The sequence below is a fragment of the Nonomuraea sp. NPDC048901 genome, assembly GCF_040649695.1.
Classification (GTDB): domain Bacteria; phylum Actinomycetota; class Actinomycetes; order Streptosporangiales; family Streptosporangiaceae; genus Nonomuraea.
Genome location: NZ_JBEZFW010000043.1, coordinates 1 through 24,550, shown reverse-complemented (window position 1 = coordinate 24,550; position 24,550 = coordinate 1). Strand labels below are relative to the sequence as shown.

General features: G+C 67.9%; 26 protein-coding genes and 1 tRNA gene. 23 read left to right on the top strand and 4 right to left on the bottom strand.

Going from position 1 to position 24,550, the window contains the following annotated elements; translation table 11 throughout:
* The first annotated feature begins 17 nt into the window (after window positions 1–17).
* From AB0C30_RS58930 to AB0C30_RS58915, 4 genes are all read left to right on the top strand, one after another.
* The gene (locus AB0C30_RS58930; protein WP_357962221.1) at window positions 18–1,880 is read left to right on the top strand and encodes an acyl-CoA dehydrogenase family protein; all 1,863 of its coding nucleotides are present in this window, start codon (window positions 18–20) and stop codon (window positions 1,878–1,880) included.
* A gap of 186 nt (window positions 1,881–2,066) precedes the next feature.
* A complete protein-coding gene (locus AB0C30_RS58925; RefSeq protein ID WP_357962245.1) occupies window positions 2,067–3,335 on the top strand; it encodes an extracellular solute-binding protein in 1,269 nt (422 codons plus the stop codon).
* 70 nt (window positions 3,336–3,405) lie between these two features.
* Window positions 3,406–4,290 carry a sugar ABC transporter permease gene (locus tag AB0C30_RS58920; RefSeq protein ID WP_357962218.1) on the top strand — a complete coding sequence of 295 codons (885 nt, stop codon included), beginning with the start codon at window positions 3,406–3,408 and terminating at the stop codon, window positions 4,288–4,290.
* Window positions 4,290–5,174, top strand: coding sequence for a carbohydrate ABC transporter permease (locus tag AB0C30_RS58915; protein WP_357962215.1), 885 nt, complete (start codon window positions 4,290–4,292; stop codon window positions 5,172–5,174). Before AB0C30_RS58920 ends, AB0C30_RS58915 begins: the two co-directional genes overlap by 1 nt.
* A gap of 88 nt (window positions 5,175–5,262) precedes the next feature.
* Here the strand turns inward: AB0C30_RS58915 and AB0C30_RS58910 are convergent, their stop codons facing one another.
* Window positions 5,263–5,997 carry a class I SAM-dependent methyltransferase gene (locus tag AB0C30_RS58910; RefSeq protein ID WP_357962212.1) on the bottom strand — a complete coding sequence of 245 codons (735 nt, stop codon included), beginning with the start codon at window positions 5,995–5,997 and terminating at the stop codon, window positions 5,263–5,265.
* A gap of 108 nt (window positions 5,998–6,105) precedes the next feature.
* Here AB0C30_RS58910 and AB0C30_RS58905 point away from each other — a divergent pair, with 108 nt between their 5' ends.
* Together AB0C30_RS58905 and AB0C30_RS58900 are read left to right on the top strand one after the other, a co-directional pair.
* Complete coding sequence (locus tag AB0C30_RS58905; RefSeq protein WP_357962209.1) at window positions 6,106–6,663, top strand: RNA polymerase sigma factor; 558 nt, start codon at window positions 6,106–6,108, stop codon at window positions 6,661–6,663.
* On the top strand, window positions 6,650–7,402 hold the full coding sequence (locus tag AB0C30_RS58900; protein ID WP_357962207.1) for a hypothetical protein: 753 nt from the start codon (window positions 6,650–6,652) through the stop codon (window positions 7,400–7,402). Before AB0C30_RS58905 ends, AB0C30_RS58900 begins: the two co-directional genes overlap by 14 nt.
* Before the next feature lie 76 nt (window positions 7,403–7,478).
* Here AB0C30_RS58900 and AB0C30_RS58895 read toward each other — a convergent pair whose 3' ends face one another.
* Window positions 7,479–8,498 carry an adenosine deaminase gene (locus AB0C30_RS58895; RefSeq protein ID WP_357962205.1) on the bottom strand — a complete coding sequence of 340 codons (1,020 nt, stop codon included), beginning with the start codon at window positions 8,496–8,498 and terminating at the stop codon, window positions 7,479–7,481.
* 68 nt (window positions 8,499–8,566) lie between these two features.
* On the opposite strand from AB0C30_RS58895, the gene AB0C30_RS58890 reads away from it, so the two are divergent.
* Genes AB0C30_RS58890 through AB0C30_RS58875 form a run of 4 tightly spaced genes read left to right on the top strand, consistent with a single transcriptional unit; the run spans window position 8,567 to window position 11,158 of the window.
* Window positions 8,567–9,067, top strand: a complete 501-nt coding sequence (locus AB0C30_RS58890) for a SigE family RNA polymerase sigma factor (protein ID WP_225294012.1) — start codon at window positions 8,567–8,569, stop codon at window positions 9,065–9,067.
* Entirely contained in the window at window positions 9,064–9,966 is a 903-nt protein-coding gene (locus AB0C30_RS58885; RefSeq protein ID WP_357962202.1) for a PASTA domain-containing protein, read from the top strand. Before AB0C30_RS58890 ends, AB0C30_RS58885 begins: the two co-directional genes overlap by 4 nt.
* A gap of 41 nt (window positions 9,967–10,007) precedes the next feature.
* A complete protein-coding gene (locus tag AB0C30_RS58880) occupies window positions 10,008–10,634 on the top strand; it encodes a hypothetical protein (protein ID WP_357962199.1) in 627 nt (208 codons plus the stop codon).
* A gap of 41 nt (window positions 10,635–10,675) precedes the next feature.
* Entirely contained in the window at window positions 10,676–11,158 is a 483-nt protein-coding gene (locus AB0C30_RS58875) for a hypothetical protein (RefSeq protein ID WP_357962197.1), read from the top strand.
* Window positions 11,159–11,168: 10 nt separating this feature from the next.
* On the opposite strand, the gene AB0C30_RS58870 is transcribed toward AB0C30_RS58875, so the two are convergent.
* A complete protein-coding gene (locus tag AB0C30_RS58870; protein ID WP_357962194.1) occupies window positions 11,169–12,377 on the bottom strand; it encodes a pyridoxal phosphate-dependent aminotransferase in 1,209 nt (402 codons plus the stop codon).
* A gap of 158 nt (window positions 12,378–12,535) precedes the next feature.
* Here AB0C30_RS58870 and AB0C30_RS58865 point away from each other — a divergent pair.
* The 9 genes from AB0C30_RS58865 (at window position 12,536) to AB0C30_RS58825 (ending at window position 20,311) form a co-directional block, all read left to right on the top strand.
* Window positions 12,536–12,608, top strand: a tRNA-Trp gene (locus tag AB0C30_RS58865).
* Window positions 12,609–12,681: 73 nt separating this feature from the next.
* The gene (secE, locus tag AB0C30_RS58860; protein ID WP_357962191.1) at window positions 12,682–12,927 is read left to right on the top strand and encodes a preprotein translocase subunit SecE; all 246 of its coding nucleotides are present in this window, start codon (window positions 12,682–12,684) and stop codon (window positions 12,925–12,927) included.
* Window positions 12,928–12,992: 65 nt separating this feature from the next.
* Window positions 12,993–13,775 (top strand): transcription termination/antitermination protein NusG, encoded by a 783-nt coding sequence (nusG, locus tag AB0C30_RS58855; protein ID WP_357962188.1) that lies wholly within the window; start codon window positions 12,993–12,995, stop codon window positions 13,773–13,775.
* Between the two features lie 117 nt (window positions 13,776–13,892).
* Entirely contained in the window at window positions 13,893–14,324 is a 432-nt protein-coding gene (rplK, locus tag AB0C30_RS58850) for a 50S ribosomal protein L11 (RefSeq protein ID WP_357962185.1), read from the top strand.
* Between the two features lie 132 nt (window positions 14,325–14,456).
* Window positions 14,457–15,176 (top strand): 50S ribosomal protein L1, encoded by a 720-nt coding sequence (gene rplA / locus AB0C30_RS58845; RefSeq protein WP_357962182.1) that lies wholly within the window; start codon window positions 14,457–14,459, stop codon window positions 15,174–15,176.
* Between the two features lie 729 nt (window positions 15,177–15,905).
* The gene (locus tag AB0C30_RS58840) at window positions 15,906–16,733 is read left to right on the top strand and encodes a DUF1396 domain-containing protein (RefSeq protein WP_357962179.1); all 828 of its coding nucleotides are present in this window, start codon (window positions 15,906–15,908) and stop codon (window positions 16,731–16,733) included.
* A gap of 270 nt (window positions 16,734–17,003) precedes the next feature.
* Entirely contained in the window at window positions 17,004–17,528 is a 525-nt protein-coding gene (gene rplJ / locus AB0C30_RS58835) for a 50S ribosomal protein L10 (RefSeq protein WP_225293991.1), read from the top strand.
* Between the two features lie 69 nt (window positions 17,529–17,597).
* The gene (gene rplL / locus AB0C30_RS58830; RefSeq protein ID WP_225293990.1) at window positions 17,598–17,987 is read left to right on the top strand and encodes a 50S ribosomal protein L7/L12; all 390 of its coding nucleotides are present in this window, start codon (window positions 17,598–17,600) and stop codon (window positions 17,985–17,987) included.
* 194 nt (window positions 17,988–18,181) lie between these two features.
* Window positions 18,182–20,311: a glycosyltransferase family 39 protein gene (locus AB0C30_RS58825; protein ID WP_357962176.1), complete on the top strand. Its 2,130-nt coding sequence runs from the start codon at window positions 18,182–18,184 to the stop codon at window positions 20,309–20,311.
* A gap of 187 nt (window positions 20,312–20,498) precedes the next feature.
* Here the strand turns inward: AB0C30_RS58825 and AB0C30_RS58820 are convergent, their stop codons facing one another.
* A complete protein-coding gene (locus tag AB0C30_RS58820) occupies window positions 20,499–20,885 on the bottom strand; it encodes a nuclear transport factor 2 family protein (protein WP_357962173.1) in 387 nt (128 codons plus the stop codon).
* Window positions 20,886–20,991: 106 nt separating this feature from the next.
* On the opposite strand from AB0C30_RS58820, the gene AB0C30_RS58815 reads away from it, so the two are divergent.
* The 4 genes from AB0C30_RS58815 to AB0C30_RS58800 all read left to right on the top strand — a co-directional run bounded on the left by AB0C30_RS58815 (window position 20,992) and on the right by AB0C30_RS58800 (window position 24,099).
* Entirely contained in the window at window positions 20,992–21,546 is a 555-nt protein-coding gene (locus AB0C30_RS58815) for a TetR family transcriptional regulator (RefSeq protein ID WP_357962170.1), read from the top strand.
* A gap of 148 nt (window positions 21,547–21,694) precedes the next feature.
* Window positions 21,695–22,696, top strand: coding sequence for an ABC transporter ATP-binding protein (locus AB0C30_RS58810; protein ID WP_225293987.1), 1,002 nt, complete (start codon window positions 21,695–21,697; stop codon window positions 22,694–22,696).
* 414 nt (window positions 22,697–23,110) lie between these two features.
* Window positions 23,111–23,608 carry a hypothetical protein gene (locus tag AB0C30_RS58805; protein ID WP_357962167.1) on the top strand — a complete coding sequence of 166 codons (498 nt, stop codon included), beginning with the start codon at window positions 23,111–23,113 and terminating at the stop codon, window positions 23,606–23,608.
* On the top strand, window positions 23,605–24,099 hold the full coding sequence (locus tag AB0C30_RS58800; protein WP_357962164.1) for a hypothetical protein: 495 nt from the start codon (window positions 23,605–23,607) through the stop codon (window positions 24,097–24,099). The genes AB0C30_RS58805 and AB0C30_RS58800 overlap by 4 nt, the downstream gene beginning before the upstream one ends.
* Window positions 24,100–24,550: the final 451 nt, after the last annotated feature.

The window sequence follows — 24,550 nt, the reverse complement described above, 5'->3', positions numbered from 1 at the left end:
ACCGGAAGAGGGACGCGATGACCGACTACGCAAAGGCGAGAGAGCTCGGCGAGCAGGCCCGCGAGAAGGAGTGGACCCGTCCGAGCTTCGCGAAGCAGTTGTTCCTGGGAGATCTCCGCCTCGACCTGGTCCACCCGGCCCCCACGCTGGCCGAGGAGGCGGCCAAGCGCGGGGAGGATTTCGTCAGGGCCGTCCGGCGCTACCTCGACGCGCACGTCGATCCCGCCGAGATCGAGCGGACCGCGCAGGTGCCCGACGAGGTGGTCAAGGGGCTCGGCGAGCTCGGGGCGTTCGGGATCACGATCAGCGAGAAGTACGGCGGGCTCGGCCTGCCTTACTTGTACTACTGCCGCGCGCTCATGCTCGTCGGGTCGTACTGCCCGGCGCTGGCGACGCTGCTGTCGGCGCATCAGTCGATCGGGGTGCCGCAGCCGCTCAAGCTGTTCGGCACCGAGGAGCAGAAGCGGGAGTACCTGCCGAGGTGCGCGCGCGGCGAGGTGTCGGCGTTCCTGCTGACGGAGCCGGACGTGGGCTCCGACCCGGCGCGGCTGTCCACGACCGCCGTCAGGGACGGCGACGACTACGTGCTCGACGGCGTCAAGCTGTGGACGACGAACGGCGTAGTCGCCGACCTGCTCGTGGTCATGGCCCGTACCGGCAAGAAGATCAGCGCGTTCGTGGTCGAGGCCGACTCGCCCGGCATCACGGTGAAGCGGCGCAACGCCTTCATGGGGCTTCGGGGCATCGAGAACGGCGTAACCGAGTTCGCGCAGGTCAGGGTGCCCGCCAAGAATCTCATCGGGCGTGAGGGCGAAGGGCTGAAGATCGCCCTCACCACGCTCAACACCGGGCGCCTGTCGTTGCCCGCCACCTGCGCGGGCAACGCCAAGTGGGCGGTGAAGATCGCCCGTGAGTGGGGCAACGCCCGCGTGCAGTGGGGGCGCAAGGTCGGTGAGCACGAGGCCGTCGCCACGAAGATCGCCTTCATCGCGGCCACCGCGTACGCCCTGGAGGCCGTCTGCGAGCTGACCAGCCGCATGGCCGACGACCAGCGCAACGACATCAGGATCGAGGCCGCGCTGGCCAAGCTCTACGCCTCCGAGCTGTCCTACCAGGTGCTCGACGAGCTGCTCCAGATCAGGGGCGGTCGCGGCTACGAGACCGCCGAGTCGCTGGCCGCGCGGGGCGAGCGCGGGGTCCCGGTCGAGCAGATGCTGCGCGACTCGCGGATCAACCGGATCTTCGAGGGCTCCTCCGAGATCATGCGGCTGCTGATCACCCGCGAGGCGGTCGACGCCCACCTGTCGGCGGCCGGGGAGCTCATCAACCCCGACGCCTCCAGGAAGGAACGTGCGCAGGCGCTGCGGCAGGCCGGCCGCTTCTACGCCCGCTGGCTGCCGACGCTGGTCGCGGGCAGCGGCAACCTGCCCGCCGCCTACGCCGACTTCGGGCCGTTGGCGGCCCACCTGCGTTTCGTCGAGCGAACCAGCAGGAAGCTGGCCCGGTCCACCTTCTACGGGATGTCCCGCTGGCAGGGGCGGCTCGAACACAAGCAGTCCTTCCTCGGCCGGATCATCGACATCGGGGCCGAGCTGTTCGCCATCACCGCGGTCTGCGTCAAGGCCGAGGAGGACGCCCGCGACCTGGGGCGTCGGCCGTACGAGCTGGCGGACACGTTCTGCCATCAGGCGCGGCGGCGGGTGGAGGCGCTGTTCGCCAAGCTCTGGGACAACAGTGACACCCAGGACACCCGGCTGGCCCGCTACGTGCTCGACGGCCGTTACACCTTCGTCGAGGAGGGCATCCTCGACCCGTCCATCGAAGGGCCGTGGATCGGATCGCCGCAGGGCGGGGAGAGCGTGCGGAGAAAGATCCTCTGACGCGCGGTCTAGACCGGTTGTGAGGTTTCTGGCGTCCTAGTGTTTTCAAACCGAGACCAACCGGTATAGACCAGACCGAGAATAGAGGCTTACTCTGACGCAAATGCGTTGAGCTGTGACTCACGCACCGGCCGCTGGTACGGACCAGCGAGACCCGTCCGATGAGAAGGCGGTACTTCGGTGAACATGAAACTTGTGGGCGGTGCGGCTCTCGGCCTGGCAACCGTGCTGGTCCTGTCCAGCTGTGGCTCAGGAGGCACCGGCACGGCCGGTGCGGGCGACCAGAAGTCCTCGGCCGGCGGCCCGGTGACGCTCAAGATGGTCGCCGCCGACTACGGTGACGGCCCCGGCAAGCCGAACTCCGGTGAGACGTTCTGGAAGGGCGTCGTGGACGAGTTCCAGGCGGCCAACCCGAACATCAAGGTCGAGGTCCAGGTCATCAACTGGAACGACATCGACAAGCAGGTCGCCACCATGGTCCAGAACGGCCAGGTGCCCGACATCCTGCAGACCGGCGACTACTCCGGCTTCGTCAAGGACCAGCTCCTCTACAAGGTCGACGAGGTCCTGTCGCCGAACGTCTCCAGCGACATGCTGCAGAAGTTCGCCGACTTCGGCAAGGTCGACGGCGCCGCGTACGGCATCCCGTTCGTCTCCTCCGCCCGCGCCCTGTTCTACAACAAGGACCTGTTCCAGAAGGCCGGCATCGCCGAGCCGCCCAAGACCTGGGACGAGCTCAAGACCGACGCCGAGAAGCTGAAGAAGGCCGGCGTCAGCCAGCCCTTCGGCCTGCCGCTCGGACAGGAGGAGGCGCAGGCCGAGTCCTTCCTGTGGATGCTCGGCAACGGCGGCGGCTACAAGGACGCCTCCGGCAAGTGGGCGATCAACTCCCCGCAGAACATCGAGACGTTCAACTACGTGAAGGGCCTGGTCAACGCCGGCCTGACCACCCCGAACCCGGGCACCAAGGACCGCAAGACGGTCTGGGAGGACTTCGGCGCCGGCAAGGTCGGCATGGTCAACGGCGGCCCGATGTCCATCCCGATCTTCGACGCGGCCGGGCTGAAGAACTACGGCGTCGCGCCGATCCCCGGCAAGTCCGGCCCGCTCGACACCACGCTCGGCGTCATGGACTGGATCATGGCGTTCAACAAGAACGGCCACGCCGCCGAGATCAAGAAGTTCTTCGACTTCTTCTACACCGGCAGCGCCGCGCAGAAGATCAGCGACACCTACAAGCTGCTGCCCGTGACCAACGGCGGCATCCAGAAGCTGTCGGGCGACGAGAAGCTCAAGCCGTTCCTCGACGCGCTGCCCAACGCCAGCTTCTACCCCTTCCAGGACCCGAAGTGGGCCGAGGTGAACCCGCAGATCAAGCAGACCATCGGCGGGGCCGTCAAGGACGACCCGGCCAAGGTGCTCGGCGAGCTCCAGAAGACCGCCGACGCCGGCTGATCAGTCGGGGGCCCGTACGGTCGGCGCTTCGCGTCCAGAGCGCCGGCCGTACCGTTACGGAAGGTTCCGCATGAAAAGGTTCCGCATCCTGGAGCCCCTGGCCTGGGTCGGGCCCGCTGTTGTGCTGATCGCGGTGGTCGTGCTCTGGCCGGTCTACGAGATGATCCGCTCGTCGTTCCTGAAGATCAGCCGGTTCGGCGTGGTCCAGGGCGGCAACGGCGTGGCGAACTACGAGAAGCTGTTCGGTGAGAAGGACTTCGCGGACATCATGGTCCGCAGCGTGATCTGGGTGGTCGCGGTCGTCGCCCTCACCGTGCTGATCTCGCTGGCCCTGGCCCAGCTGTTCAACCAGCGCTTCCCCGGCCGCAAGATCGCCCGCTGGGCGCTGATCGCGCCGTGGGCGGCCTCGGTGCTGATGACGGCGATCATCTTCAAGTGGATGCTCGACCCGGAGGTCGGCGTCATCAACCAGATCAGGCTCAAGCTCGGCCTGATCGACGCGATGGGCGGCGCCTCGGCCGACCAGCTCGGCGACGCCTCGACGGCGATGCCGTGGCTGGTGTTCGTGGCGGTGTTCGTGTCGGTGCCGTTCACCACGTACGCGCTGCTGGCCGGTCTGGCGACGATCCCCAACGACGTCTACGAGGCGGCCAAGATGGACGGCGCCACCCGGCTGCGGACGTACTGGTCGATCACGCTGCCGCTGCTGCGCCCCGCCCTCACCGTCGCCGCGCTGATCAACGTCATGAACGTCTTCAACAGCTTCCCGATCATCTGGGCGATGACGCACGGCCAGCCCGGATACTCGACGGCGACCTCGACGATCCTGATGTTCATCCTCAAGGGCTCCAACATCGGCGAGTCCGCCGCCATGTCGGTCGTCAACTTCGGCATGGTGATCATCCTGACCGCGATCTTCCTCAGGGTGTCCCGCTGGAACAAGGAGGTGGCGTGATGGCCGTCAAGACGGCGCCGGCGCTGTCCACCCACCACCACGCCAAGCCGCCCCGCCCTGCCGCGCGCGGCCTGCCCAGGCTCAAGACGGTGATCGTCGCGGGCAGCGCGTACGTGATCGCGTTCATCTTCCTGTTCCCGTACCTGGTGATGCTGCTGACTTCGCTGCGTCCCCAGGAGACGCTGCGCGACGTGACGTTCTTCCCGTCGCAGTGGGAGTGGTCGAACCTGACCAACTTCTGGACCAGCGGCCTGGCCGGCAACCTCATGGTCACGCTCAAGGTGGCGGCGGGTTCCACCATCCTGGTGCTGCTGGTGGCGCTGCCGGCCGCGTACTACTCGGCCAGGCACAACTTCAGGGGACGCACGGCGTTCCTGATCCTGGTGCTGATCACCCAGATGTTCCAGCCGACGGCCATGCTGGTCGGCATCTACCGCGAGTTCTTCCAGTTCGGGCTGGTGGACTCGATCTGGTCGCTGATCCTGGTCAACGGCGGGTTCAACCTGGCGTTCGCGGTGTGGATCCTGAACGCGTACTTCTCCTCGATCCCGCGCGAACTGGAGGAGGCGGCGTTCATCGACGGCAACGGACGGTTCGGGGCGTTGTTCCGGATCACGCTGCCGCTGGCCATGCCGGGGGTCATCACCGCGCTGATCTTCACCTTCATCGCCGCGTGGAACGAGTTCGTGGTGGCGTTGACGCTGACCACGACACCGGCGAACCAGCCGCTGACGGTGGCGCTCAACTCGTTCATCGGTCAGTACCAGGTGGACTGGCAGAACCTCTTCGCCGGCTCGGTGATCGCCACCATCCCAGTGATCATCCTCTTCGCTCTGATCGAGCGAAAGGTGGTGGGAGGTCTGACGGCGGGCTCCATCAAATAGCCGGCCGCAACAGCCATCCCCGCCCGGGCCCCTCCTCCACCGGCCCGGGCCCCTCAGCCGCCCCGCACGCCGGTGGCGGCTGAGGTGGTTACTGGGGTACGCGGGCGACGCAGAAGACCGTCTGACCGAAGGGCGGCCGGATGAAGCGCTCGATGAGGCGCGTGGCCGGAACCACCGTCCGGTCGTAGATCTTCACGAGTCGCGGATCCGGATAGCCCACGCCACCCCGGCGGACGGCGGCCCACCAGGCGATGCCGCCCAGGAAGTTGATCGGCTTCAGAACCTCGGGCTCCAGCCCTGCCTTGGCGACCGTCGCGCCCAGGGTCTTGGGGGTGTAGCGCTGGACGTGCCCGACCTTGCGGTCGAAGTCTCCATAAAGCTGCATGTAGCCGGGCACCCAGATGATGATCCGGCCGCCGGGCTGCGTGACCCGGGCCAGCGAACGCAGCGCCTCGGCGTCCTCTTCGATGTGCTCCAGGACGTTCATCAGCACGACCGTGTCGACCTTGTCCTCAAGCGGGATCTCGGTCGGCAGCCCGAACTGCAGCACGTTGATGTCGTCGCGGCCCTCGAAGCGCTTGCCCAGCTGCTCGACGCAGTAGGGGTCGAAGTCGCTCACCACGAGACGGTCGAGGCGCGGCAGGAACTGCTCGGCGAAATGGCCCAGCCCGGACCCGATCTCCAGCATCGAACGGCCGACATGCGGGGCGACCATGTCGAACTCGTACTGCCGATAGTTCTTGGCCTCGTCCCCACCTAGGTGGTTCTCCAGGGCCTCGTCACCGGCCGCCGGTTGTACTACACGGTCATACCCAGAAGACATAGTGCCGTTCCTTCGAAGGGCTCATGGATTTGTGCGAGTCTAATGCCCCAGCAGCGCCGATGGTCACCTGATGGGTCAAACGCCCTTCCCTGAACCCCCTCTGATGCGGTGAAATCTGACTCGTTCATGGACGACGACGAGGCCATCAGCCGCTCCCTCGCCGGCGACCTGACCGCCTACGAGGCGCTGGTCGCCCGCTACAGCGCGCTCGCCCACCGCACCGCCGCCATGCTCGGGGCGGGGGACGAGGCAGAGGACGTGGTGCAGGAGGCGTTCGTCAAGGCGTTCAGGCATCTGTCGACCTTCCGCAGGGACGCCACTTTCCGGCCGTGGCTGCTGCGGATCGTGGCCAACGAGACGCACAACCTGACCCGGTCGCGCGGGCGCAGATCCGAGCTCACCGTACGGCTCAGCGCCACGGCCGACCTCAAGGCCCCAGACGACCCCGAGGGCTCGGCCGTCGCCACGGACCGGCGCACCCGGCTGCTGGAGGCGGTACGCCACCTGCCGGAGCGGGAACGCCAGGCCGTCGTCTGCCGGTACTTCTTACAGCTGACGGAGGCGGAAACCGCCCAGGTGCTCGACTGGCCGCTCGGCACCGTCAAGTCCAGCACCCATCGCGGCCTCGCGCGGCTCAGGGAGGAGGTGGGCAATGAGCTCGCATGACCCGTTCGACGACCTGGCCGCCGAACTCACGGCCCTCGCCGACTTCCTCGACGTCCCCAACCCACCGCCGACCGACGTGGCATCAGCCGTCCGCGCCCGCCTGGAGCCCACCCCCGAAACGCCCGCGACGCCCGAAACGCCTGCGCGACGAAAGCGGCGAGCGAGGTGGCAGATCGTGACAGCCATCGTCTTGGCCGTCATAGCCATCACCGCCGCCACCCCGCAGGGCCGCGCCGCCGTGCGCGCGATCCTCCACTACGCGGGCATCGAGCTACGCCTGAGCGACTCCACCCCCGAGCCGGTCACCACCCCCACGCCCCTGCCGGGCGAGCGCGCGGTGGCCCCGGCGGACCTGGCCACCCAGGTGAAGTTCCCCATCAAGACCCCCACCGCGCTGGGCACCCCCGAGCGCGCCACGGTGAGCGACAACGGCCGCGTGGCGTCGCTGTTCTGGCCGGGCGGCATCCGCCTGGACCAGTTCGACGGCACGCTCAGCCCGTACTTCTTCAAGAGCGTTGGCCCACCCTGGCCCGAGGACGTCCCGGTCGCGGGCGTCACCGCCTGGTGGCTCGGCGGCGATCATCCGCTGGGCTACCTCAAGCGCGAGGACGGCACGTCGGTCCCCCTGCGCCAGGCCCAGCCCACCCTCATCTGGCAGTCCGGCACCGTCGGTTACCGCCTGGAAGGAGCCGGCACCAAGGAGCGCGCCGCCGAGATAGCCGCCACACTCCTCCGGTAGCCGTCTCACGCCGTCTCACGCCTCACTCCGGCAGAGGCGGTCACTCCGGCAGAGGCAGTCACTCCGGCAGAGGCAGTCACTCCGGCAGGGTCAGCCAGTCGTCGATCTCCTTCAGCAGCTCCTTGCGCACCCCCTCGGGCGCCGTGGACGCCCTGATCGACTGCCGCGCCAACTCGGCGATCTCCTCATCACGAAAGCCGTAGACCTCCCGCGCCAGCTCGTACTGCCGCAACAACCGCGCCCCGAACAGCAACGGATCGTCGGCCCCCAGCGCGATCGGCACCCCCGCGTCGAACAGCCTGCGCAACGGCACGTCCGCCGCCCGCTCGGCGACGCCCAGGCCCACGTTCGAGGTCGGGCACACCTCGCAGCAGATCTGCCGCTCGGCCAGCCGCTCCATCAGCCACGGGTCCTCCGCCGCCCGCACCCCATGCCCCACGCGGTCCGCGTGCAGGTCGTCCACGCACTGCGCGACGCTGCGGGGTCCGAGCAGCTCACCCCCATGAGGTACGGCCAGCAGCCCCGCGCGCTTGGCGATCCGGAAGGCCCGCTCGAACTCCCTGGCCGCGCCGCGCCGCTCGTCGTTCGACAACCCGAACCCGACGACGCCCTTGCCCTGGTATTGGACCGCGAGCCTGGCCAGTGTGTTCGCGTCGAGCGGGTGCTTGGTGCGGTTGGCCGCCACGACCACCGCGATCCCGATGTCCGCCAGGGCGGCGGCCTGGGCGGCGGCGTCCAGCATGAGCTCCAGCGTCGCCGTCAACCCGCCGAACCGCGGCGCGAACCCCGACGGGTCCACCTGGATCTCCAGCCATCGCGACCCGGCCGCCGCCTCGTCCTCGGCCGTCTCCCGCACCAGCCGGTAGACGTGCTCCGGCTGCCACAGCACCGACCTGGCGATGTCGTACAGTCGCTGGAACCTGAACCATCCACGCTCATCGGTCGCGCGCAGCTGGGGCGGCCAGTCCTGCTCCAGCGCGTCGGGCAGGTGCAGGCCCTGCTCGCGAGCCAGCTCGATCAGCGTCGAATGCCGCATCGAGCCGGTGAAGTGCAGGTGCAGGTGAGCCTTGGGCAGCTGGTCAAGCGGGCGTGGCATTTCCATATCTTGCCACTCAACCTGTATGCCCGTTCGTGCGTTGGGAGGGGCGAAAGGGGACCCCGCCCATGACGGATGAAGATGAAACGGCATTCGACGAGTTCCTTGCCGCACGCAGCACCTCGTTGCTACGCACCGCGATCCTGGTCTGCGGAGCCACCCACCACGACGCCGAGGACCTGGTCCAGCACGCTCTGGAGAAGGTCTACCGGCACTGGCCCCGGATCCGGCACGACAACCCCGAGGCGTACGCGCGCAAGGTCCTCGTCAACGCGGCGATCAGCCGGGCTCGGCGGCGGCGCGTCGTGCAGGAGATCACGTTCGCCCGGCCGCCCGACACCGCCGCGAAATCGCCCGACCTGGACCTGCGCGACACGCTCATCGAGGAATTGCGCAGGCTGCCGCCGAAGATGCGGGCCGTGATCGTCCTGCGCTACTGGGAGGACCAGTCGGAGTCGGCCACCGCGTCGCTGCTCGGCTGCTCGCTCGGCACCGTGAAGAGCCAGGCGGCCCGGGGCCTCGCCAAGATCCGCGAACGCATGACCGTCGCAGAAGGAGCGATCCGATGAAGACCGAAGAAGAAGCCATCGCCGAGGCCATGGCCGCGCACGTCGCCGACGTGCACGCCGGGCCGACGCTCGGCAGGGACGTGCGGCGCCGCCACCGCGCGCACGTGCTCAGATTCCGTACGGCCGGTGCCGCCCTCGTCACGGTCCTGGTCGCCGTGACCGTGCCGGCGCTGATCAACTCGGGCGAACCCCCCAAGACCCAGCACGCGGCCACCGGTCCGGACCGGGCCGTGATGGATTTGGTGATCGTCCCCAGTGTCGTGGACATGCCCGCCGCCAAGGCGGTCGCGACGCTGAAGCAGGCCGGACTGGTCGTTGAGGATCCGGAGACGGCCACCGAAGAGGGGCAGGTGCGCGCGCAGGCCCCCGCTGCCGGCCAGGAGGTGCCGAAGGGGACGAACGTGCAGCTCACCGTCGGCCCGGAGGTCTCGCTGCCGCAGGACCTCGGCGACCTGGGCGACGGCAGGAAGTTCGGCGGTATCCATGTCGGCTACCTGCCCGACGGGCTCGAATGGGGCAAGTGGTCGGGCAAGAACGGCTTCGGCAAGACGAGCTACACGACCACTTTCACGGAGCCCGGACAGGAAGAGGGCTTCTACGCCGTTCAGATGGTCGTGTTCGCGGATGAGGCGAGCAAGCAGATCGCGCAGAAGCTGGCGACGTACTCCAACGACGGCGCCGAAATCCTCGACCTCTCCGGCAAGCGGGCATACCTGGCAAAGATCACAGAAGGCGGCGAGGTCGACTCCAAGCCCGGCGACAGTACGACGAGCACCATTGGCTGGACGCTGCGCGAGGGGCTGGCGGTCGAGGTTTATATCAGCCCGGACTATGCGAAAAAGGTTGACGCGGATGCCGAGTTGAAGAAGATCGCCGAAGGGATCGAACCCGTCAAGTGATCAGGTGGTACGGGTGAGATCAGACCGGGGATCTACCGTGCATGAAGCCTGAGGGCGGGACCGGCGGACAGGCGCTGCGCGCGATGCTGGCGTTCCTCGCCCTTGGGGTCACCGTTTCGATCATCTATGGGCTGTTCTCATCGGGATTCGGGCGTCTCCATCGCACGCCGGTGGGGGCGCCTCCGCCGGTTCAGGCTCCGCCGGCTCCGGCGCAGCCGGGTCGGGCGGGGCCCGTTCGGGGCCGGACCGTCACCGCCGCCCTGGCGGCGCCCCGGATCGCGGTGGTCGCGCATGACTTCTGGCTCACCTACCTGCCCGCGGGGTTCGATCGCGCCGACGGGGGAGTGATCGAACCCGACCAGGGCGCCTGGGCCAGATTCGCCCCTGAGAGGGGGCCAGGCGCTCGGGACAGGTTCGTCGAGGTGCGGGTCGAGCACGGCGCCGCGGCGGCCGACTGGGCGACCTACCAGCGGCGGACGCCCCTGTTGACGCCGAGGGACACCACCATCCGCGGCCGACCCGCCCTGGTCGGCAGGCATCCCGGCGGCGGCCTGATGATCGTCTGGCTGGAGCGTACGGGCACCGGAGCGTCGATCAGGGTCAGCGAATCCCTGAGCGAGGAACTGCTCCGTGTTGCCGCCTCGGTCAAGGGTCCTGTAGGAGACTAGGGGCCTTTTCTGCGGTTTTCACGCCAAGTCATGGGGGGTTGATGCGACGCCTGGCAGCGGTGTCCCTCGTGTTCGCGCTCACCGGGTGCGGCAGCGCCGCCACGCCGGAGGCGAACACAGCCACGCCGGAACCGAGCCGGGCGAGGTCGACGATCATCTCTCTGACCTGCGGGTCCGGGGATCTCGGTATCGGCCACCTGCCCGCGGGGGTGGAGCGCGCGGGCTCGTTCACGCGGATCAAGTCACTGCGCGAGCGGCTCAAGGTGAAGGGCGTGCGGTGGCGCAAGAACGACGAGGAGCTGCTCGTCGGGCTGGTGTGCGGGGTGCGGGGTGCCGAGCGGTTCGCGTCGCTGGTCAGCAGGTCGAGCCTGCGTGCGTACAACGGCAAGCCCGCCCTGCGCTGGCGTACGCGGGGCGGGCTGAGCAACTTCATGTGGCTGGAACGGCCGGGCACCGCGGTCTACATCGGCGCCACGCCCGGACTGGCCCGCGAGATCGAGCAGGTGGCCGAGGCGGTCGGCTGACGCGGTGTGGTCAGTGGGCTTCCGCGAGGAGCTTGGCGAGGCGGCTGACGCCCTCTGCCAGGTCGTCGTCCCCCAGTGCGTACGAAAGACGGAAATATCCGGGCGTCCCGAACGCCTCGCCCGGAACCACCGCCACCTCCGCCTCCTCCAGGATCAGCTCGGCCAGCTCGGCCGATGACTGCGGCCGCCGGCCGCGCAGCTCCTTGCCGATCAGCTCCTTGACCGAGGGGTAGGCGTAGAAGGCCCCCTTCGGCTCCGGGCAGAACACGCCCGGGATCTCGTTGAGCAGCCGGACCATCGCCTGACGGCGCCGATCGAACGCCTCGCGCATCTCCGCCACGGCCGACAGATCGCCGGAGACGGCGGCCAGAGCGGCCATCTGGGCCACGTTCGAGACGTTGGACGTGGCGTGCGACTGGAGGTTCGTCGCGGCCTTGACCACGTCGGACGGGCCGATCAGCCAGCCCACCCGCCAGCCCGTCATGGCGTACGTCTTGGCCACGCCGTTGACGATGACGACCCGGTCGGCCAGCTCCGGAACGGCCGTGGCGATGCTGGTGAACTCCGCTCCGCCGTACACGAGATGCTCGTAGATCTCGTCGGTGACGACCCAGAGGCCGTTGGCGGCGGCCCAGCGGCCGATCGCCTCCGTCTGCTCGCGCGAGTAGACGGCGCCCGTCGGGTTGGACGGCGAGACGAACAGCAGGACCTTGGTGCGCTCCGTGCGGGCCGCCTCAAGCTGTTCGACGCTCGCGAGGTAGCCGGTCGTCTCGTCGGTGACGACGTCGACCTGGACGCCGCCGGCCAGCTTGATCGCCTCGGGGTAGGTCGTCCAGTACGGGGCCACGACCAGGACCTCGTCGCCCGGGTCGAGCAGCGTGGCGAACGCCTCATAGACGGCCTGCTTGCCGCCGTTGGTGACCAGGACCTGCGACGCCTCGACCTGATAGCCCGAGTCGCGCCGCGTCTTGGCGGCGATCGCCTGCTTGAGCTCCGGCAGGCCGCCGGCCGGGGTGTACTTGTGGAAACGGGGATCGCGCGCCGCCGCCACCGCCGCCTCGACGATGTAATCCGGCGTTGGGAAGTCGGGCTCTCCGGCGCCGAAGCCGATGACGGGGCGGCCGGCCGCCTTCATCGCCTTCGCCTTCGCGTCCACGGCCAGCGTGGCGGACTCGGAAATCGCGGAAATTCGGCTGGATATGCGAGGTCGGGTGGACATGGGTCCATGCTGCCACGCGGGCCGTGACCTGGGCGATCGGGTTTGGTTCGACGTAAGGGGCCTTCCCCCGATACACTTTCGCCTGGTCGTGCCGCCGCATGTCGACGTGCGGTTCGGTCCAGGCAGTGAGCTGATCAGGGTAGTGTGGTTGGCGACATAGGGCACTGGCGCAATTGGTAGCGCACCGGTCTCCAAAACCGGCGGTTGGGGGTTCGAGTCCCTCGTGCCCTGCGAGTGCGGTCCGCGCAATGGCGTGTAAGCGCGCCGCATACTGCGTTGGATACGACAGATTCAGGTGAGGACTGTGGCGATCGACACGCGCGGCGAGACCGCAGGCAAGCCTAGTGGCGAGAAGAAGACCCGCACCTCGCCGGCCCTTTTCTACCGGCAGGTAGTCACCGAGCTGCGTAAGGTCATCTGGCCGACACGCAAGGATCTCATCACTTACACCACGGTCGTTCTGGTATTCGTTCTGATCATGGTTGCGATCGTGTACGGGCTCGACAGTGCGCTCGGCTGGGCCGTTCTCCGCGTCTTCGGCGGATCCTGATCCAGACACCGACGGCGTCACCCGACGGAGTCGCCATTCGATTCGACGAAAGAGGAAAAGTCACCGTGTCCGAATCTTCAGTGCCGGCGAACGAGTCCCACGAGGAGTGGGACACCGAGCCGGAAGAGGCCGCTGAGGCCACTGAGGAGACCGTCGACGAGCTCGACGCCGACGTCGCGGACAGCGACGAGGGCGACGAGGACGAGGTCGCCGACGAGGCTCCCGCAGTCGACGAAGACGGTGACATCCTGCCTGACGTCGACCCGGTCGAGGAGTTCAAGCGCTCGCTCCGGGGCCAGCTCGGCGAGTGGTACGTGATCCACTCCTACGCCGGCTACGAAAACCGCGTGAAGTCCAACATCGAGAGCCGCAACGTGTCTCTCAACATGGAGGACTACATCTACCAGGTCGAGGTGCCGACGCACACCGTCCAGGAGTTCAAGAGCGGTAAGAAGGTGCCGGTCAAGGAGCGCGTGCTGCCCGGCTACGTGCTGGTGCGCATGGAGCTGACCGACGAGTCCTGGGCCGCCGTGCGTAACACGCCCGGTGTGACCGGCTTCGTGGGCCTGTCCAACAAGCCGAGCCCGCTCAACCTCGACGAGGTCGCCAAGCTGCTGGCGCCGGAGCCGACCGAGGAAGCCAAGAAGTCCTCGGCCAAGACCAGCACCGGCCCGACCGTCGAGTTCGAGATCGGCGAGTCCGTCACGGTCATGGACGGCCCGTTCGCCACCCTGCCCGCCTCGGTCAGCGAGATCAGCCCCGAGTCGCAGAAGCTCAAGGTGCTCGTCTCGATCTTCGGCCGCGAGACCCCGGTCGAGCTGTCGTTCAACCAGGTCTCGAAGATCTAAGACGATCACGTAAGCTGATATGTCGTCCCCACGCGCGTGAACCGGGGGCCCCTGTGTTCTGGGGTCCCCATGCCCGTGGGGGTTTGCAACACCATTCTCAGGACCCGGAGAAGGATCATGCCTCCAAAGAAGAAGATCGCGGCCTTGGTGAAGGTGCAGCTGCCCGCTGGCCAGGCCACGCCCGCTCCGCCCGTCGGTACCGCGCTCGGTCCCCACGGCGTCAACATCATGGACTTCGTCAAGCAGTACAACGCTGCCACGGAGGCCCAGCGGGGCAACATCATCCCCGTTGAGATCACCATTTTCGAAGACCGCAGCTTCACCTTCATCACGAAGACGCCCCCGGCGCCCGAGCTGATCAAGAAGGCTCTGGGCCTCGACAAGGGCAGCGCGGTCCCGCACAAGGACAAGGTCGGCAAGCTCAGCCGCGAGCAGCTCCGCAGCATCGCTGAGACCAAGATGCCCGACCTCAACGCCAACGACATCGCGGCGGCCGAGAAGATCATCGCCGGCACCGCCCGGTCCATGGGCATCACCGTCGCCGACTAACACTTCCCGATCCGCGGGAGGGCCGTTCCCTGGCCCAAACCGCGATCCGTGGGAGAGCCGGTTTCCCGGCTCGTACCCACACCGATCAGTGGGAGGGCCGGCACCCGGCCCGCACACCACAAGGAGACAGAAATGAAGCGCAGCAAGGCGCACAAGGACGCGGCGGCCAAGGTCGACCACGACAAGCTCTACGCGCCCGTCGAGGCCGCGAAGCTGGCCAAGCAGACGTCCGTCACCAAGTTCGACGCCACTGTCGAGGTGGCGCTGCGACTGGGCGTCGACCCTCGCAAGGCCGACCAGATCGTGCGCGGCACGGTCAACCTCCCGCACGGCACCGGCAAGACCGCCCGGGTCCTGGTCTTCGCGACCGGTGACCGTGCCGAGGCGGCCCGCGAGGCGGGCGCCGACATCATCGGCGCCGACGAGCTCATCGACGAGATCGCCAAGGGCAACCGGCTCAGCGAGTTCGACGCCGTTGTCGCCACCCCTGACCTCATGGGCAAGGTCGGTCGTCTGGGCCGCGTCCTCGGCCCGCGTGGCCTCATGCCCAACCCCAAGACCGGCACCGTGACGCCCGACGTCGCCAAGGCCGTGACGGAGATCAAGGGCGGCAAGATCGAGTTCCGTACGGACCGGCAGGCCAACCTGCACTTCATCATCGGCAAGACGTCGTTCGACGAGCGCCAGCTCATCGAGAACTACGCCGCCGCCCTTGACGAGGTGCTCCGTCTCAAGCCGTCGGCCGCCAAGGGTCGTTACCTGAAGAAGGTCACCTTCTCCACGACCATGGGCCCCGGCGTCCCGGTCGACCCCAACGCCACCCGCGGCCTCACCGCCGAACTGGACGCGTAGCGAAAAAGCCACACTTCTGGCACTTCTTTCGCACCACACAGCCCTCGCCGACTCCGGCGGGGGCTGTTGTGTTGTTCGGGGTCGCTTGTGCGTTCGGGGGTCGCTTCACGCGGATAGCGGCCTACGGGCGCCCGCGTCGCAGACCCCGACCACAGACCCTGGTCACAGGTCGCTCGCCAGACCCCGATCACAGACCCCGGTCAACTCCCGGTCACAGACCCCCGCCCGCCAGACTCTCCGGTCACAGACCCCGGGTTACAGGCCGCCCGCCGAATCCCGGCCGCGGACCCCCGCCAGACCCTCCTCCACAGACCCCGCCCGCCACAGATCCCCGCCACAAACCCCACAGCCACACCCCCTCGCCACACCCCCGCCGCAGACCCCTATGTCACGGGCGCCCGCCACTGCGGGCGCACCTCCCAATGGGCGGTTTCTGCTGCGGTGCGGGCTTTGTGGGCGCCTCCGGTGCGGCGTGCGCACCGCGGGGGACGGTCCTTTGCGAGGCGCGTCTGCGACGATCTCGTACGGCGAGCGCGGGATTCCGGGTGGCGCGCGACCCACTTGCGGCCGTACGGCGGAAAGAAAGATCAGAGCAGTCCACACGGCAGAAGCCGAGGCAGAGAGCGTGGCGCGCGATCAAGGGAGGAGGGTAGGGGAAGACCCTGGGTTTTCCCTGAAAAGTCAGGGGAATACGCCATCACCGGGACACCGACACGTAGGGTTTAAATCATGCTGAAGCGCAGAATTTCCCTCGCTACCGCCGCGGCCGGTGCCGCCCTGGTCGCGGTCGCGGTTGCCGGTTGTGGAACGACCGCGCAGCCAATCCAGGTCAAGCTGGCGGCGTCCGAAGTGCTGACGCAGGCCGCGCAGAAGACCGCGGAGGTCACCAGCTACACCGTTGACGCCGTCGTCAACGTCAAAACCCCTCAGGAGGGGAACGGCAAGGTGCAGGGGCGGATGCTCTACCAGAGCAAGCCGCAGCTGGCCGTCGACCTCACCCTCGACACCCTCGACATGGGCGGTAAGGGTCTGCCCGGTGGGGCGCGTGCCGTGCTCCAGGGCGACGCCGTCTACGTCAAAGTCGAGGCGCTCAAGGAGCTCGTCGGGGCGACGAAGCCGTGGATCAAGGTGCCGCTGACCGATGTCGGCGGTCAGGATCAGATCAAGACGTACCTCGACCAGATCCAGCAGTTCGACCTGGCGGCCGTCACCAAGATGGTGACCGCGTCGCAGGACATCAAGGCGGCCGGCACCGAGACTGTCGGCGGTGTGGACACCACCCACTACAGCGGGACGTTCCCGGTCGACGCGGCGGTGCAGCAGCTGCCGGCCGACAAGCAGGAAGCCGCCCGTTCGGGTCTGGCCGAGCTCAAGGACATCAAGTTCGACATCTGGGTCGGCAGTGACGGCCTGCCTCGCAAGCTCGCGCTGAACGGTGAGAAGGAAGGCGCCACGCTGGACGCGACCCTGCTGTTCAAGGGGTTCAACGAGGCCGTCAACATCCAGACGCCGCCCGCCGACCAGATCGGCGAGCTGCCGAAGGGCACGACCAACTAACCGGGTGCGGCGCTGAACAGCGTCGCCGACTGAGAGCGATTTGGAAACTCGGCGGCCAGGACGTACTCTGGTCGTTGCCGAAGACCGCCGGTCGTCGTCAGGTTCCTCAAGACCTGACGACCGAAGGATCCACAGTCTGTGGACGGCCCGCGCAGGTGTGATACGAGTTTCCTACACGGAGTGATCCGTGTGTGAGCCCCGTGTGCGCCCTGCGCCCGGGGCCGTTCTCATTTCTGGGCCTTCACCGGTGGCACATCTGGAAGGAGGCCCATGGCGAGGGCGGATAAGGCGACAGCAGTTGCCGAGCTCAGGAGCGAGTTCGAAGGCAGCGCTGCCGCCGTTCTGACCGAGTACCGCGGTCTCACCGTCGCACAGCTCAAGCAGCTGCGCGTCTCTCTCGGTGAGAATGCGAAGTTCGCCGTGGCGAAGAACACCCTGACTAAGATCGCGGCCAATGAGGCCGGTTTCGCGGGTCTTGACGACCTGCTCGCCGGTCCGACCGCGATCGCCTTCGTCAACGGCGACGTTGTCGAGGCGGCCAAGGGTCTGCGTGACTTCGCCAAGGCCAATCCCCTTCTGGTGATCAAGGGCGGCGTCCTTGATGGCAAGATGCTGGACGCTACGGAGATCACCAGGCTCGCTGACCTCGAGTCCCGCGAGGTTCTCCTCGCGAAGCTGGCCGGCGCGATGAAGGCGAAGCAGAGTGCTGCTGCCGCCATGTTCGCCGCGCTGCCCACCAACATGGCCCAGCTGGCCGACGCCCTTCGCGCCAAGCGCGAAGAGGCGGGCGAGTAATACGGGGATTGCCGCAAACCCCGCGGTCCCGTTCCTAGTTATCGCAAGATCCATACGGAGGAAACCATCATGGCGAAGCTCAGCACCGACGAGCTGCTCGACGCGTTCAAGGAGATGACCCTCCTCGAGCTTTCCGAGTTCGTGAAGCAGTTCGAGGAAGTGTTCGACGTCAAGGCCGCCGCCCCGGTCGCGGTTGCCGCTGCCCCCGCCGCCGGTGGTGGCGAGGCCGCCGCCGTTGAGGAGCAGGACGAGTTCGACGTCATCCTCGAGGCTGCCGGCGACAAGAAGATCCAGGTCATCAAGGAGATCCGCGCCCTGACGTCCCTGGGCCTCAAGGAGGCCAAGGACCTGGTCGACGGCGCTCCCAAGAACGTCTTCGACGGCAAGGTCAACAAGGAGCAGGCGGAGAAGGCCAAGGCTGCCCTCGAGGGCGCCGGCGCTTCCGTCACCGTGAAGTAACACTTTCGAGGCATATCGCTCGAAGAGCATTACCGAAACGCTGGTTCCGGCGTTTCACCCCAGAAGGGGCGGCTGCACCCAGGTGCCGGGTGTGCCGCCCCTTTTGCGTGTCCGGCTGTTACCGCCGTACAGAGCTCACGAGATTCTCATGGTCGTCTCATCGCGTGGCGAGAGCCCGTGTTTAGCGTTCGAGTGTGTTCAAGGATGCGCGTGTCAGAGATCGATGGGCGTTGGCCGGGCTGCTCGCCGCCACCGCGGTGCTCTACATATGGGGGCTGAACGCCTCCGGATGGGCGAACGCGTTCTACTCGGCTGCCGTACAAGCGGGCACCCAGAGCTGGAAGGCGTTCTTCTTCGGGTCGTCTGACGCGGCCAACGCCATCACCGTGGACAAGACGCCGGCCTCGTTGTGGCCGATGGAGCTCAGCGCCAGGATCTTCGGGCTGAACTCATGGAGCATTCTCGTGCCCCAGGCGCTCATGGGCGTGGCGACCGTGGGGGTGGTCTATGCCGCGGTACGCCGCCGGTTCCCCGCGTGGGCCGCGTTGATCGGCGGGGCGGTGATGGCGGTTACGCCGGTGGCGGTGCTGATGTTCCGCTTCAACAATCCGGACGCGCTGCTGGTGCTGCTGCTGACCGTCGCGGGTTACTGCGTGGTGCGGGCCCAGGAGAAGGCGGGGACGCGGTGGCTGGTGCTGGCTGGGGCGTGCATCGGGTTCGCGTTCCTGGCCAAGATGCTGCAGGCGTTCGTGGTGCTGCCGGGGTTCGCGCTCGTCTACCTGATCACGGCTCCGACCACGGTGGGGCGGCGGCTCTGGCAGCTCGTGCTGGCGGGCGTGGCCGTGGTGGCGTCGGCCGGATGGTGGCTGGTGGCCGTGGCGCTGGTGCCTGCCGCCGACCGGCCGTACATCGGCGGCTCCCAGACGAACAGCGTCCTGGAGCTCGCGCTCGGCTACAACGGCATCGGGCGGCTGAACGGCGGTGACTACGGAGGGCTCGGCAACCTCAACCAGCAGGCCGGCTGGTGGCGGATGTTCGACACCGAGGCGGGTGGGCAGATCTCGTGGCTGCTTCCGGCGGCGCTGGTGCTCCTGGCGGCCGTGGCCTGGCTGACGCGCTCGGCGCCACGGACCGATCCCGTACGGGCCCAGGTGGCTGTGTGGGGGAGCTGGCTGGTGATCACCGGGCTGATCTTCAGCCTGATGCAGGGGATCTTCCACGCGTACTACACGGTGGCGCTGGCTCCGGCGATCGCGGTGCTGGTGGGTTCGGGGGTGGCGCTGCTCTGGGAGCGCAGGGCTCACCGGGCGCTCGCGCTGGCTGCGGCTGTGACGGCTGGGTGGGGGTACGTCCTGCTGTCGCGTAGTTCGGAGTGGAATTCCTGGTTGGGGCCGGTTGTGCTCGTCGCTGGGCTGGCGGCGGCCGTGGGTCTCCTGGTCGTCGGCCGTCAGGAGGAGGGGCGGGCGGGTGTGCCGTCCGGGGGACCTGGGAGCGTGCCGGTCGCCGAACTTGTGGGCGTGCCGTCTGGAGAATCTGCGGGCGTGCCGTTTGCGGCGCGTGGTTGGTGGTCGCGGCGGGTGCCGGGAATTGTCGCCGTCGCGGCGGTCGTGGTGTACCTGGCCGGGCCGGCCGCATACGCACTGGACACCGCCACATCCGCGCACACCGGTGCGATCCCTACGGCGGGCCCCTCAACGGCAGGGTTCGGCGGGCCTGGAGGGTTCCGGCGCGGCGGCGGCGGCCCAGCGGCGATGGGACCGGGCGGCTTCGGCGGCTTCGGCGGCGGCCAGCCAGGCGGTACCGGTGCCAAGCCGGGCGGTAGCGGTGGCACTGGACGACCTGGCGGTACCGGGGGGCAGCCGGGCGGCACTGCTGGTGCTGGGAGGCCGGGTGGCATGGGGGCCGATGGGTTCGCTCGTGGTGGGCGGGGAGGCGGTGGGATGGGCGGGTTGCTGCGGTCCGCCACCCCCAGCGCCGAGCTGACCGCCCTTCTGAAGAGCAACGCCACCGCCTACAGCTGGGTCGCCGCGACCGTCGGCTCGAACAACGCCGCCGGATACCAGCTCGCCACGGGCCAGCCGGTGATGGCGGTGGGCGGCTTCAACGGGACCGACCCCGCGCCGACACTCGCCCAGTTCAAGCAGTACGTGGCCGAAGGGAAGATCCACTACTTCATCGGTGGCGGGATGGGCGGTGGCATGCGTGGCGGGGCCAGTCCCGGTGGCAGCAGTGATGCGGCCGAGATCGCCGCGTGGGTCCAGGAGACGTACACGGCCGCTACTGTCGGCAACGCCACGGTCTACGACCTCACTGCCACCAAGTGACCGTACGGCCTCAGCCCTGGCGGGTCCCTGGGTGGTTCGTCACACGACCGTCTCGATCTCTGTGACGCTCCGTGGTGGCTGGGGTCCTTGGGAGAGGGACCTCCTCGGGGGAGAGGAAGGGGACGGTCCGTGGTGGCTGGGAACCCATGGGAATGCCCCCTTCGGGGGCTGAGGAAGGCAGTCTGTGCTAGGCGGCGCGGACGCGGGCGACGGCGCTGGTGTCCATGTAGTCGCGCGTGTGGACGATCAGGCCGTCCCTGACCCGCAGGATCAGCAGGCCCGGCACTGTCAGCTCCTGGTCGGCCACCGTGACCACCGTCTCTTGTTCCGCCACGATCACCTCCGGGTCGGTGGTCTGGCGGATGGTCACGTCGCGGATCTCCTTGACCAGGGCCTTCATGGCGCCCCACATCATCGTGTACCCCGCCCGGATCTCCTCCCGGCCCTCGAACGGCGGCAGTCCGCCGAACGGGAACTCGTGCAGGCCGTCCTCGGCATAGAGATCGGCCAGTTCGTCGGCCGACTTGTGGAGCATCGCGGCGTGGTAGGCGGCGACGACCTCGGTGGTGGACATGGGAGCCCCATTTCGCTCAACGGATGTTGACTCAACGATCGTAGAGCGAAATAGAGCGAACGGTCAACGCCTGTAGAGTGAGTAACGATTGTCAAAGGGGGGCGGGGTGACCGAACGGGCGGAGCGGCGTCGCAGGACCGAGCGGCGGATCTTGGAAGCGGCCAGGAAGCTCTTCGCGGACCTGGGGTTCGAGCGCACCACGATCCGCGCGGTGGCCAAAGCGGCTGAGGTCGATCCCGCACTCGTCATGCAGTACTTCGGCAGCAAGCAGGACCTGTTCAGCGCGGCCGTGGCCGTGGCCCCGGCGCCGGTGGCCACGGGCGATGCCGACGACTTGGTCGAGCAACTCATCGGGAGTCTCGGCCTCAAGATGGGGGAGTTGCCGCAGAGCTCCCTGGCCATGATGCGATCGATGCTCACTCACCCGGAGGCGGGCGCGTCGGCGCGGGCCGTACTGAGCCGGCAGATTCATCAGGTCGGCGAGTCGATCCCCGGCGGCGATGCGCGACTGCGGGCGGCGCTGATGACGACGATCATGCTTGGTGTGACCGTGGGTCATCAACTGCTCGAACTCGACGAGCTGCGCGAAGCATCTCAAGCAGACATCGCGCGGGTCCTCCGCCCGGCTCTGAGGGCAATTGCCCAGCCCCAGGCCGAATAGACGCCGCAACGCCCGTTGCTGGACTCCGCGTCTCATAACCGGGCAGTAACAAGTTATTGGAACTGGTTCCAATTCCCTCGTGCGCCGCTACGGTGATGGCAGTCTTGTGGTTGAAGTCACATTACTCTTTGCGCATGGAGGGTGACCCGTGGGCGTCGAAGTCGTGGTCGACGGGCTGACCAAGTCGTTCGGGCGGCAGGTCATCTGGGAGGACGTCTCGCTCACCCTGCCCGCGGGCGAGATCTCGGTGCTGCTCGGCCCCTCCGGCACCGGCAAGTCGGTCTTCCTCAAGACCCTGGTCGGGCTGCTCAGGCCGGACCGCGGCCACATCTGGATCGACGGCTACGACCTGGCCAACTGCAACGAGAGCAAGCTTTACGAGCTGCGCCGGCTGTTCGGCGTGCTGTTTCAGGACGGCGCCCTGTTCGGCTCGCTCAGCCTGTACGACAACATCGCCTTCCCACTGCGCGAGCACACCAAGAAGAGCGAGTCGCAGATCCGCCAGATCGTGCTGGAGAAGATGGAACTCGTCGGCCTGCTCGGCGCCGAGACCAAGCTGCCGGGCGAGATCTCCGGCGGCATGCGCAAGCGGGCCGGGCTGGCCAGGGCGCTGGTGCTCGATCCCGAGATCATCCTGTTCGACGAGCCCGACTCGGGTCTGGACCCGGTACGGACCGCCTATCTCAACCAGCTCATCGTCGACCTGAACGCCGAGATCGAGGCGACCTTCCTGATCGTCACACACGACATCAACACCGCCCGTACGGTGCCCGACGACATCGGGCTGCTGTTCCGGCGCGAGCTGATCATGTTCGGGCCGCGCGAGATGCTGCTGTCGAGCGATGAGCCGGTGGTCCGGCAGTTCCTCAACGCCAGGAAGCACGGGCCGATCGGCATGTCGGAGGAGAAGGACGTCTCCGAGCTGGAGGCCGAGGCGCAGCTGGGCCACGACCCCGGCTCGCTGCCGCCGATCCCGCCGCAGCTGATGCCGAGCGGCAACGGGCTCCGCCGTACGCAGCGGCCGCCCGGCACCTGGCTGGCGGCCAACGGGGTCATCCCGCCCCAGGGCTCCTTTGTGGACGATCGCGGGCGCAACTGGCTGGAAGAGTACCCACGCCTGATCAACGCCCATCTCAACGGCGTCCGATAGATCCCGATGGGCCGTAGGCGGTCTGGACCGGCTCGCCGTCAGACCGGCCGAGAGCCGTCAGACGACCCAAGGGCCGCCGACCGGCAAGCGTGCCAGACCGGGGCGAGCCGCCAGGCGGGCCGAGAAGGCACTTTCCCGGCCCTCGGTGCAGAAATGGCCGCAATGCCGCGCCGCGCCCCCAACGGGCCTCAGGGGGCCACCTGAAGGGCGTTCGTCAGGCGCTCGTCCGCCGGGGAGGCCGGAGACGACGACGGTGCCCACCCGGACAGAGACGACGACGATGCCCGCTCGGCAAGAGATGACGTCAGTGCCCGCCCCAGCCAGAGTGGGTCCTATGTCGCCTCTGTTGTTTCCCGGGCTCCGGGAGCGGCCGGCGGGTTACCATCCAGCAACCAAGCCGGGAGGTGAGCAGACGTGGACGAGCCGGTCCGGCGACCCCGCGTCCTGACCGGCGTACTCGTACTGCTGGTGGTGCTGCTCGGCGCCGCCGTGGTGTTCCTTCGCGGGCAGGACCTGGCCGAACAGGCCAGGGCGGACGATCGGCGGGCCGCGCTGGAGGCGGCGGGGGCGCACGCGATCAACCTGGTCTCGCTCGACTACAAGACCGTCGACGCCGACATGGGACGCATCCTCGCCACCTCCACCGGAGTGGCCCAGGAGGAGTACAAGGCGGGCGCGGCGAAGCTCAAGTCCACCACGCTGGAGAACAAGGTCGTGCAGCACGGCGTGCTCCGGGCCACGGGGCTGGTGTCGATGACGGAGCTGACCGCCAGGGTCCTGGTCGTGGCGGACGTGGAGATCCGCTGGGAGGGCTCCAAGACCCCCAAGCAGGAACGGTTCTACCGCTGGTCGATGGACGTGACCAAGGCCAAGGGGGTCTGGCTGGTGTCGAGGGCGGTGCAGGTGGTGTGAGGGCGGTCACGATCGCGCTGCTGGTCCTGGTGCTCGGGCTCGGCGCCGCCTCAGGGGTGTTCTGGTACGACGCCCACGCCATCCGCGCGGACGAGGAGGCGGGCCGCCAGGCCATGGCCGCGGCCCGTACGGTGGCGCCGGATCTGCTGTCGTACGACTACCGGACGGTCGAGCAGGACCTGGCCCGGGCGGCCGAGCACACGACGGGCGAGCTCACCGAGCACTACAAGAAGCTGTCGGCCTCCCTGGCCGCCAAGGCCAAGGCGGAGAAGACGGTGCGGACGGCGACCGTCGCCGACGCGGGGGTGGAGCGCGCGGAAGGTGATCGAGTTGAGGTTCTGTTGTTCGTGAACACGGGTACGGTCAGGGAGATCCCCGGCAAGGCCGAACCACAGCAACAGGTCAGCCAGGACCGGGTCAGGCTCGTCATGATCCGGCAAGATTCCCGCTGGTTGGTGGCCGAGCTGTCGACCTTGATCGGCACTGCCTGAGTCATCGGGCGCGTCCCCGAGGTCAATTGTTACCAAAAATAAGGTTTAGCGAAGCCCAAGTAGTGGGTACCTCAGTCACAGCTACACCGGTTGTCGGCATGGGTTCGACCCTCGGTGTGACGGAGCGTTAACCGTCCCCGTTCGCGGGTATCGTCTTGGGCCTGACGGTAGGCGTCCGATCACGCAGGGGAGAAAACCCAGCGTCCGGCCCCTAGGTCGGCGGAAAGTCGGGCTTGCGGGCTTGACGTTTCCGCTCGAACGGGCGATGCTGCGACCAACGTGGAGCATGCAGCGAGAGTGAAGTGGACAGGCGTGTGCCGTTCGGCTACACTGCCCCTTTGCGCTGCCCTTTGACGACCCGCTCCGCTTGCTCACGTTGCGAGGTTGTCTGGCGTGCGTGTAGTCAGTCCGCCGCGAGCCCTCGGAAGGACATCTGTTGGCAGCCTCGCGC

What these genes read in the sequence shown, in the direction of transcription:
- AB0C30_RS58930 (WP_357962221.1), top strand. Translation starts at nt 18, where the DNA reads ATGACCGACTACGCAAAGGCGAGAGAGCTCGGCGAGCAGGCCCGCGAG.
- AB0C30_RS58925 (WP_357962245.1), top strand. Translation starts at nt 2,067, where the DNA reads ATGAAACTTGTGGGCGGTGCGGCTCTCGGCCTGGCAACCGTGCTGGTC.
- AB0C30_RS58920 (WP_357962218.1), top strand. Translation starts at nt 3,406, where the DNA reads ATGAAAAGGTTCCGCATCCTGGAGCCCCTGGCCTGGGTCGGGCCCGCT.
- AB0C30_RS58915 (WP_357962215.1), top strand. Translation starts at nt 4,290, where the DNA reads ATGGCCGTCAAGACGGCGCCGGCGCTGTCCACCCACCACCACGCCAAG.
- AB0C30_RS58910 (WP_357962212.1), bottom strand. Translation starts at nt 5,997, where the DNA reads ATGTCTTCTGGGTATGACCGTGTAGTACAACCGGCGGCCGGTGACGAG.
- AB0C30_RS58900 (WP_357962207.1), top strand. Translation starts at nt 6,650, where the DNA reads ATGAGCTCGCATGACCCGTTCGACGACCTGGCCGCCGAACTCACGGCC.
- AB0C30_RS58895 (WP_357962205.1), bottom strand. Translation starts at nt 8,498, where the DNA reads ATGCCACGCCCGCTTGACCAGCTGCCCAAGGCTCACCTGCACCTGCAC.
- AB0C30_RS58890 (WP_225294012.1), top strand. Translation starts at nt 8,567, where the DNA reads ATGACGGATGAAGATGAAACGGCATTCGACGAGTTCCTTGCCGCACGC.
- AB0C30_RS58885 (WP_357962202.1), top strand. Translation starts at nt 9,064, where the DNA reads ATGAAGACCGAAGAAGAAGCCATCGCCGAGGCCATGGCCGCGCACGTC.
- AB0C30_RS58880 (WP_357962199.1), top strand. Translation starts at nt 10,008, where the DNA reads ATGAAGCCTGAGGGCGGGACCGGCGGACAGGCGCTGCGCGCGATGCTG.
- AB0C30_RS58875 (WP_357962197.1), top strand. Translation starts at nt 10,676, where the DNA reads ATGCGACGCCTGGCAGCGGTGTCCCTCGTGTTCGCGCTCACCGGGTGC.
- AB0C30_RS58870 (WP_357962194.1), bottom strand. Translation starts at nt 12,377, where the DNA reads ATGTCCACCCGACCTCGCATATCCAGCCGAATTTCCGCGATTTCCGAG.
- rplK (WP_357962185.1), top strand. Translation starts at nt 13,893, where the DNA reads ATGCCTCCAAAGAAGAAGATCGCGGCCTTGGTGAAGGTGCAGCTGCCC.
- rplA (WP_357962182.1), top strand. Translation starts at nt 14,457, where the DNA reads ATGAAGCGCAGCAAGGCGCACAAGGACGCGGCGGCCAAGGTCGACCAC.
- AB0C30_RS58840 (WP_357962179.1), top strand. Translation starts at nt 15,906, where the DNA reads ATGCTGAAGCGCAGAATTTCCCTCGCTACCGCCGCGGCCGGTGCCGCC.
- rplJ (WP_225293991.1), top strand. Translation starts at nt 17,004, where the DNA reads ATGGCGAGGGCGGATAAGGCGACAGCAGTTGCCGAGCTCAGGAGCGAG.
- rplL (WP_225293990.1), top strand. Translation starts at nt 17,598, where the DNA reads ATGGCGAAGCTCAGCACCGACGAGCTGCTCGACGCGTTCAAGGAGATG.
- AB0C30_RS58820 (WP_357962173.1), bottom strand. Translation starts at nt 20,885, where the DNA reads ATGTCCACCACCGAGGTCGTCGCCGCCTACCACGCCGCGATGCTCCAC.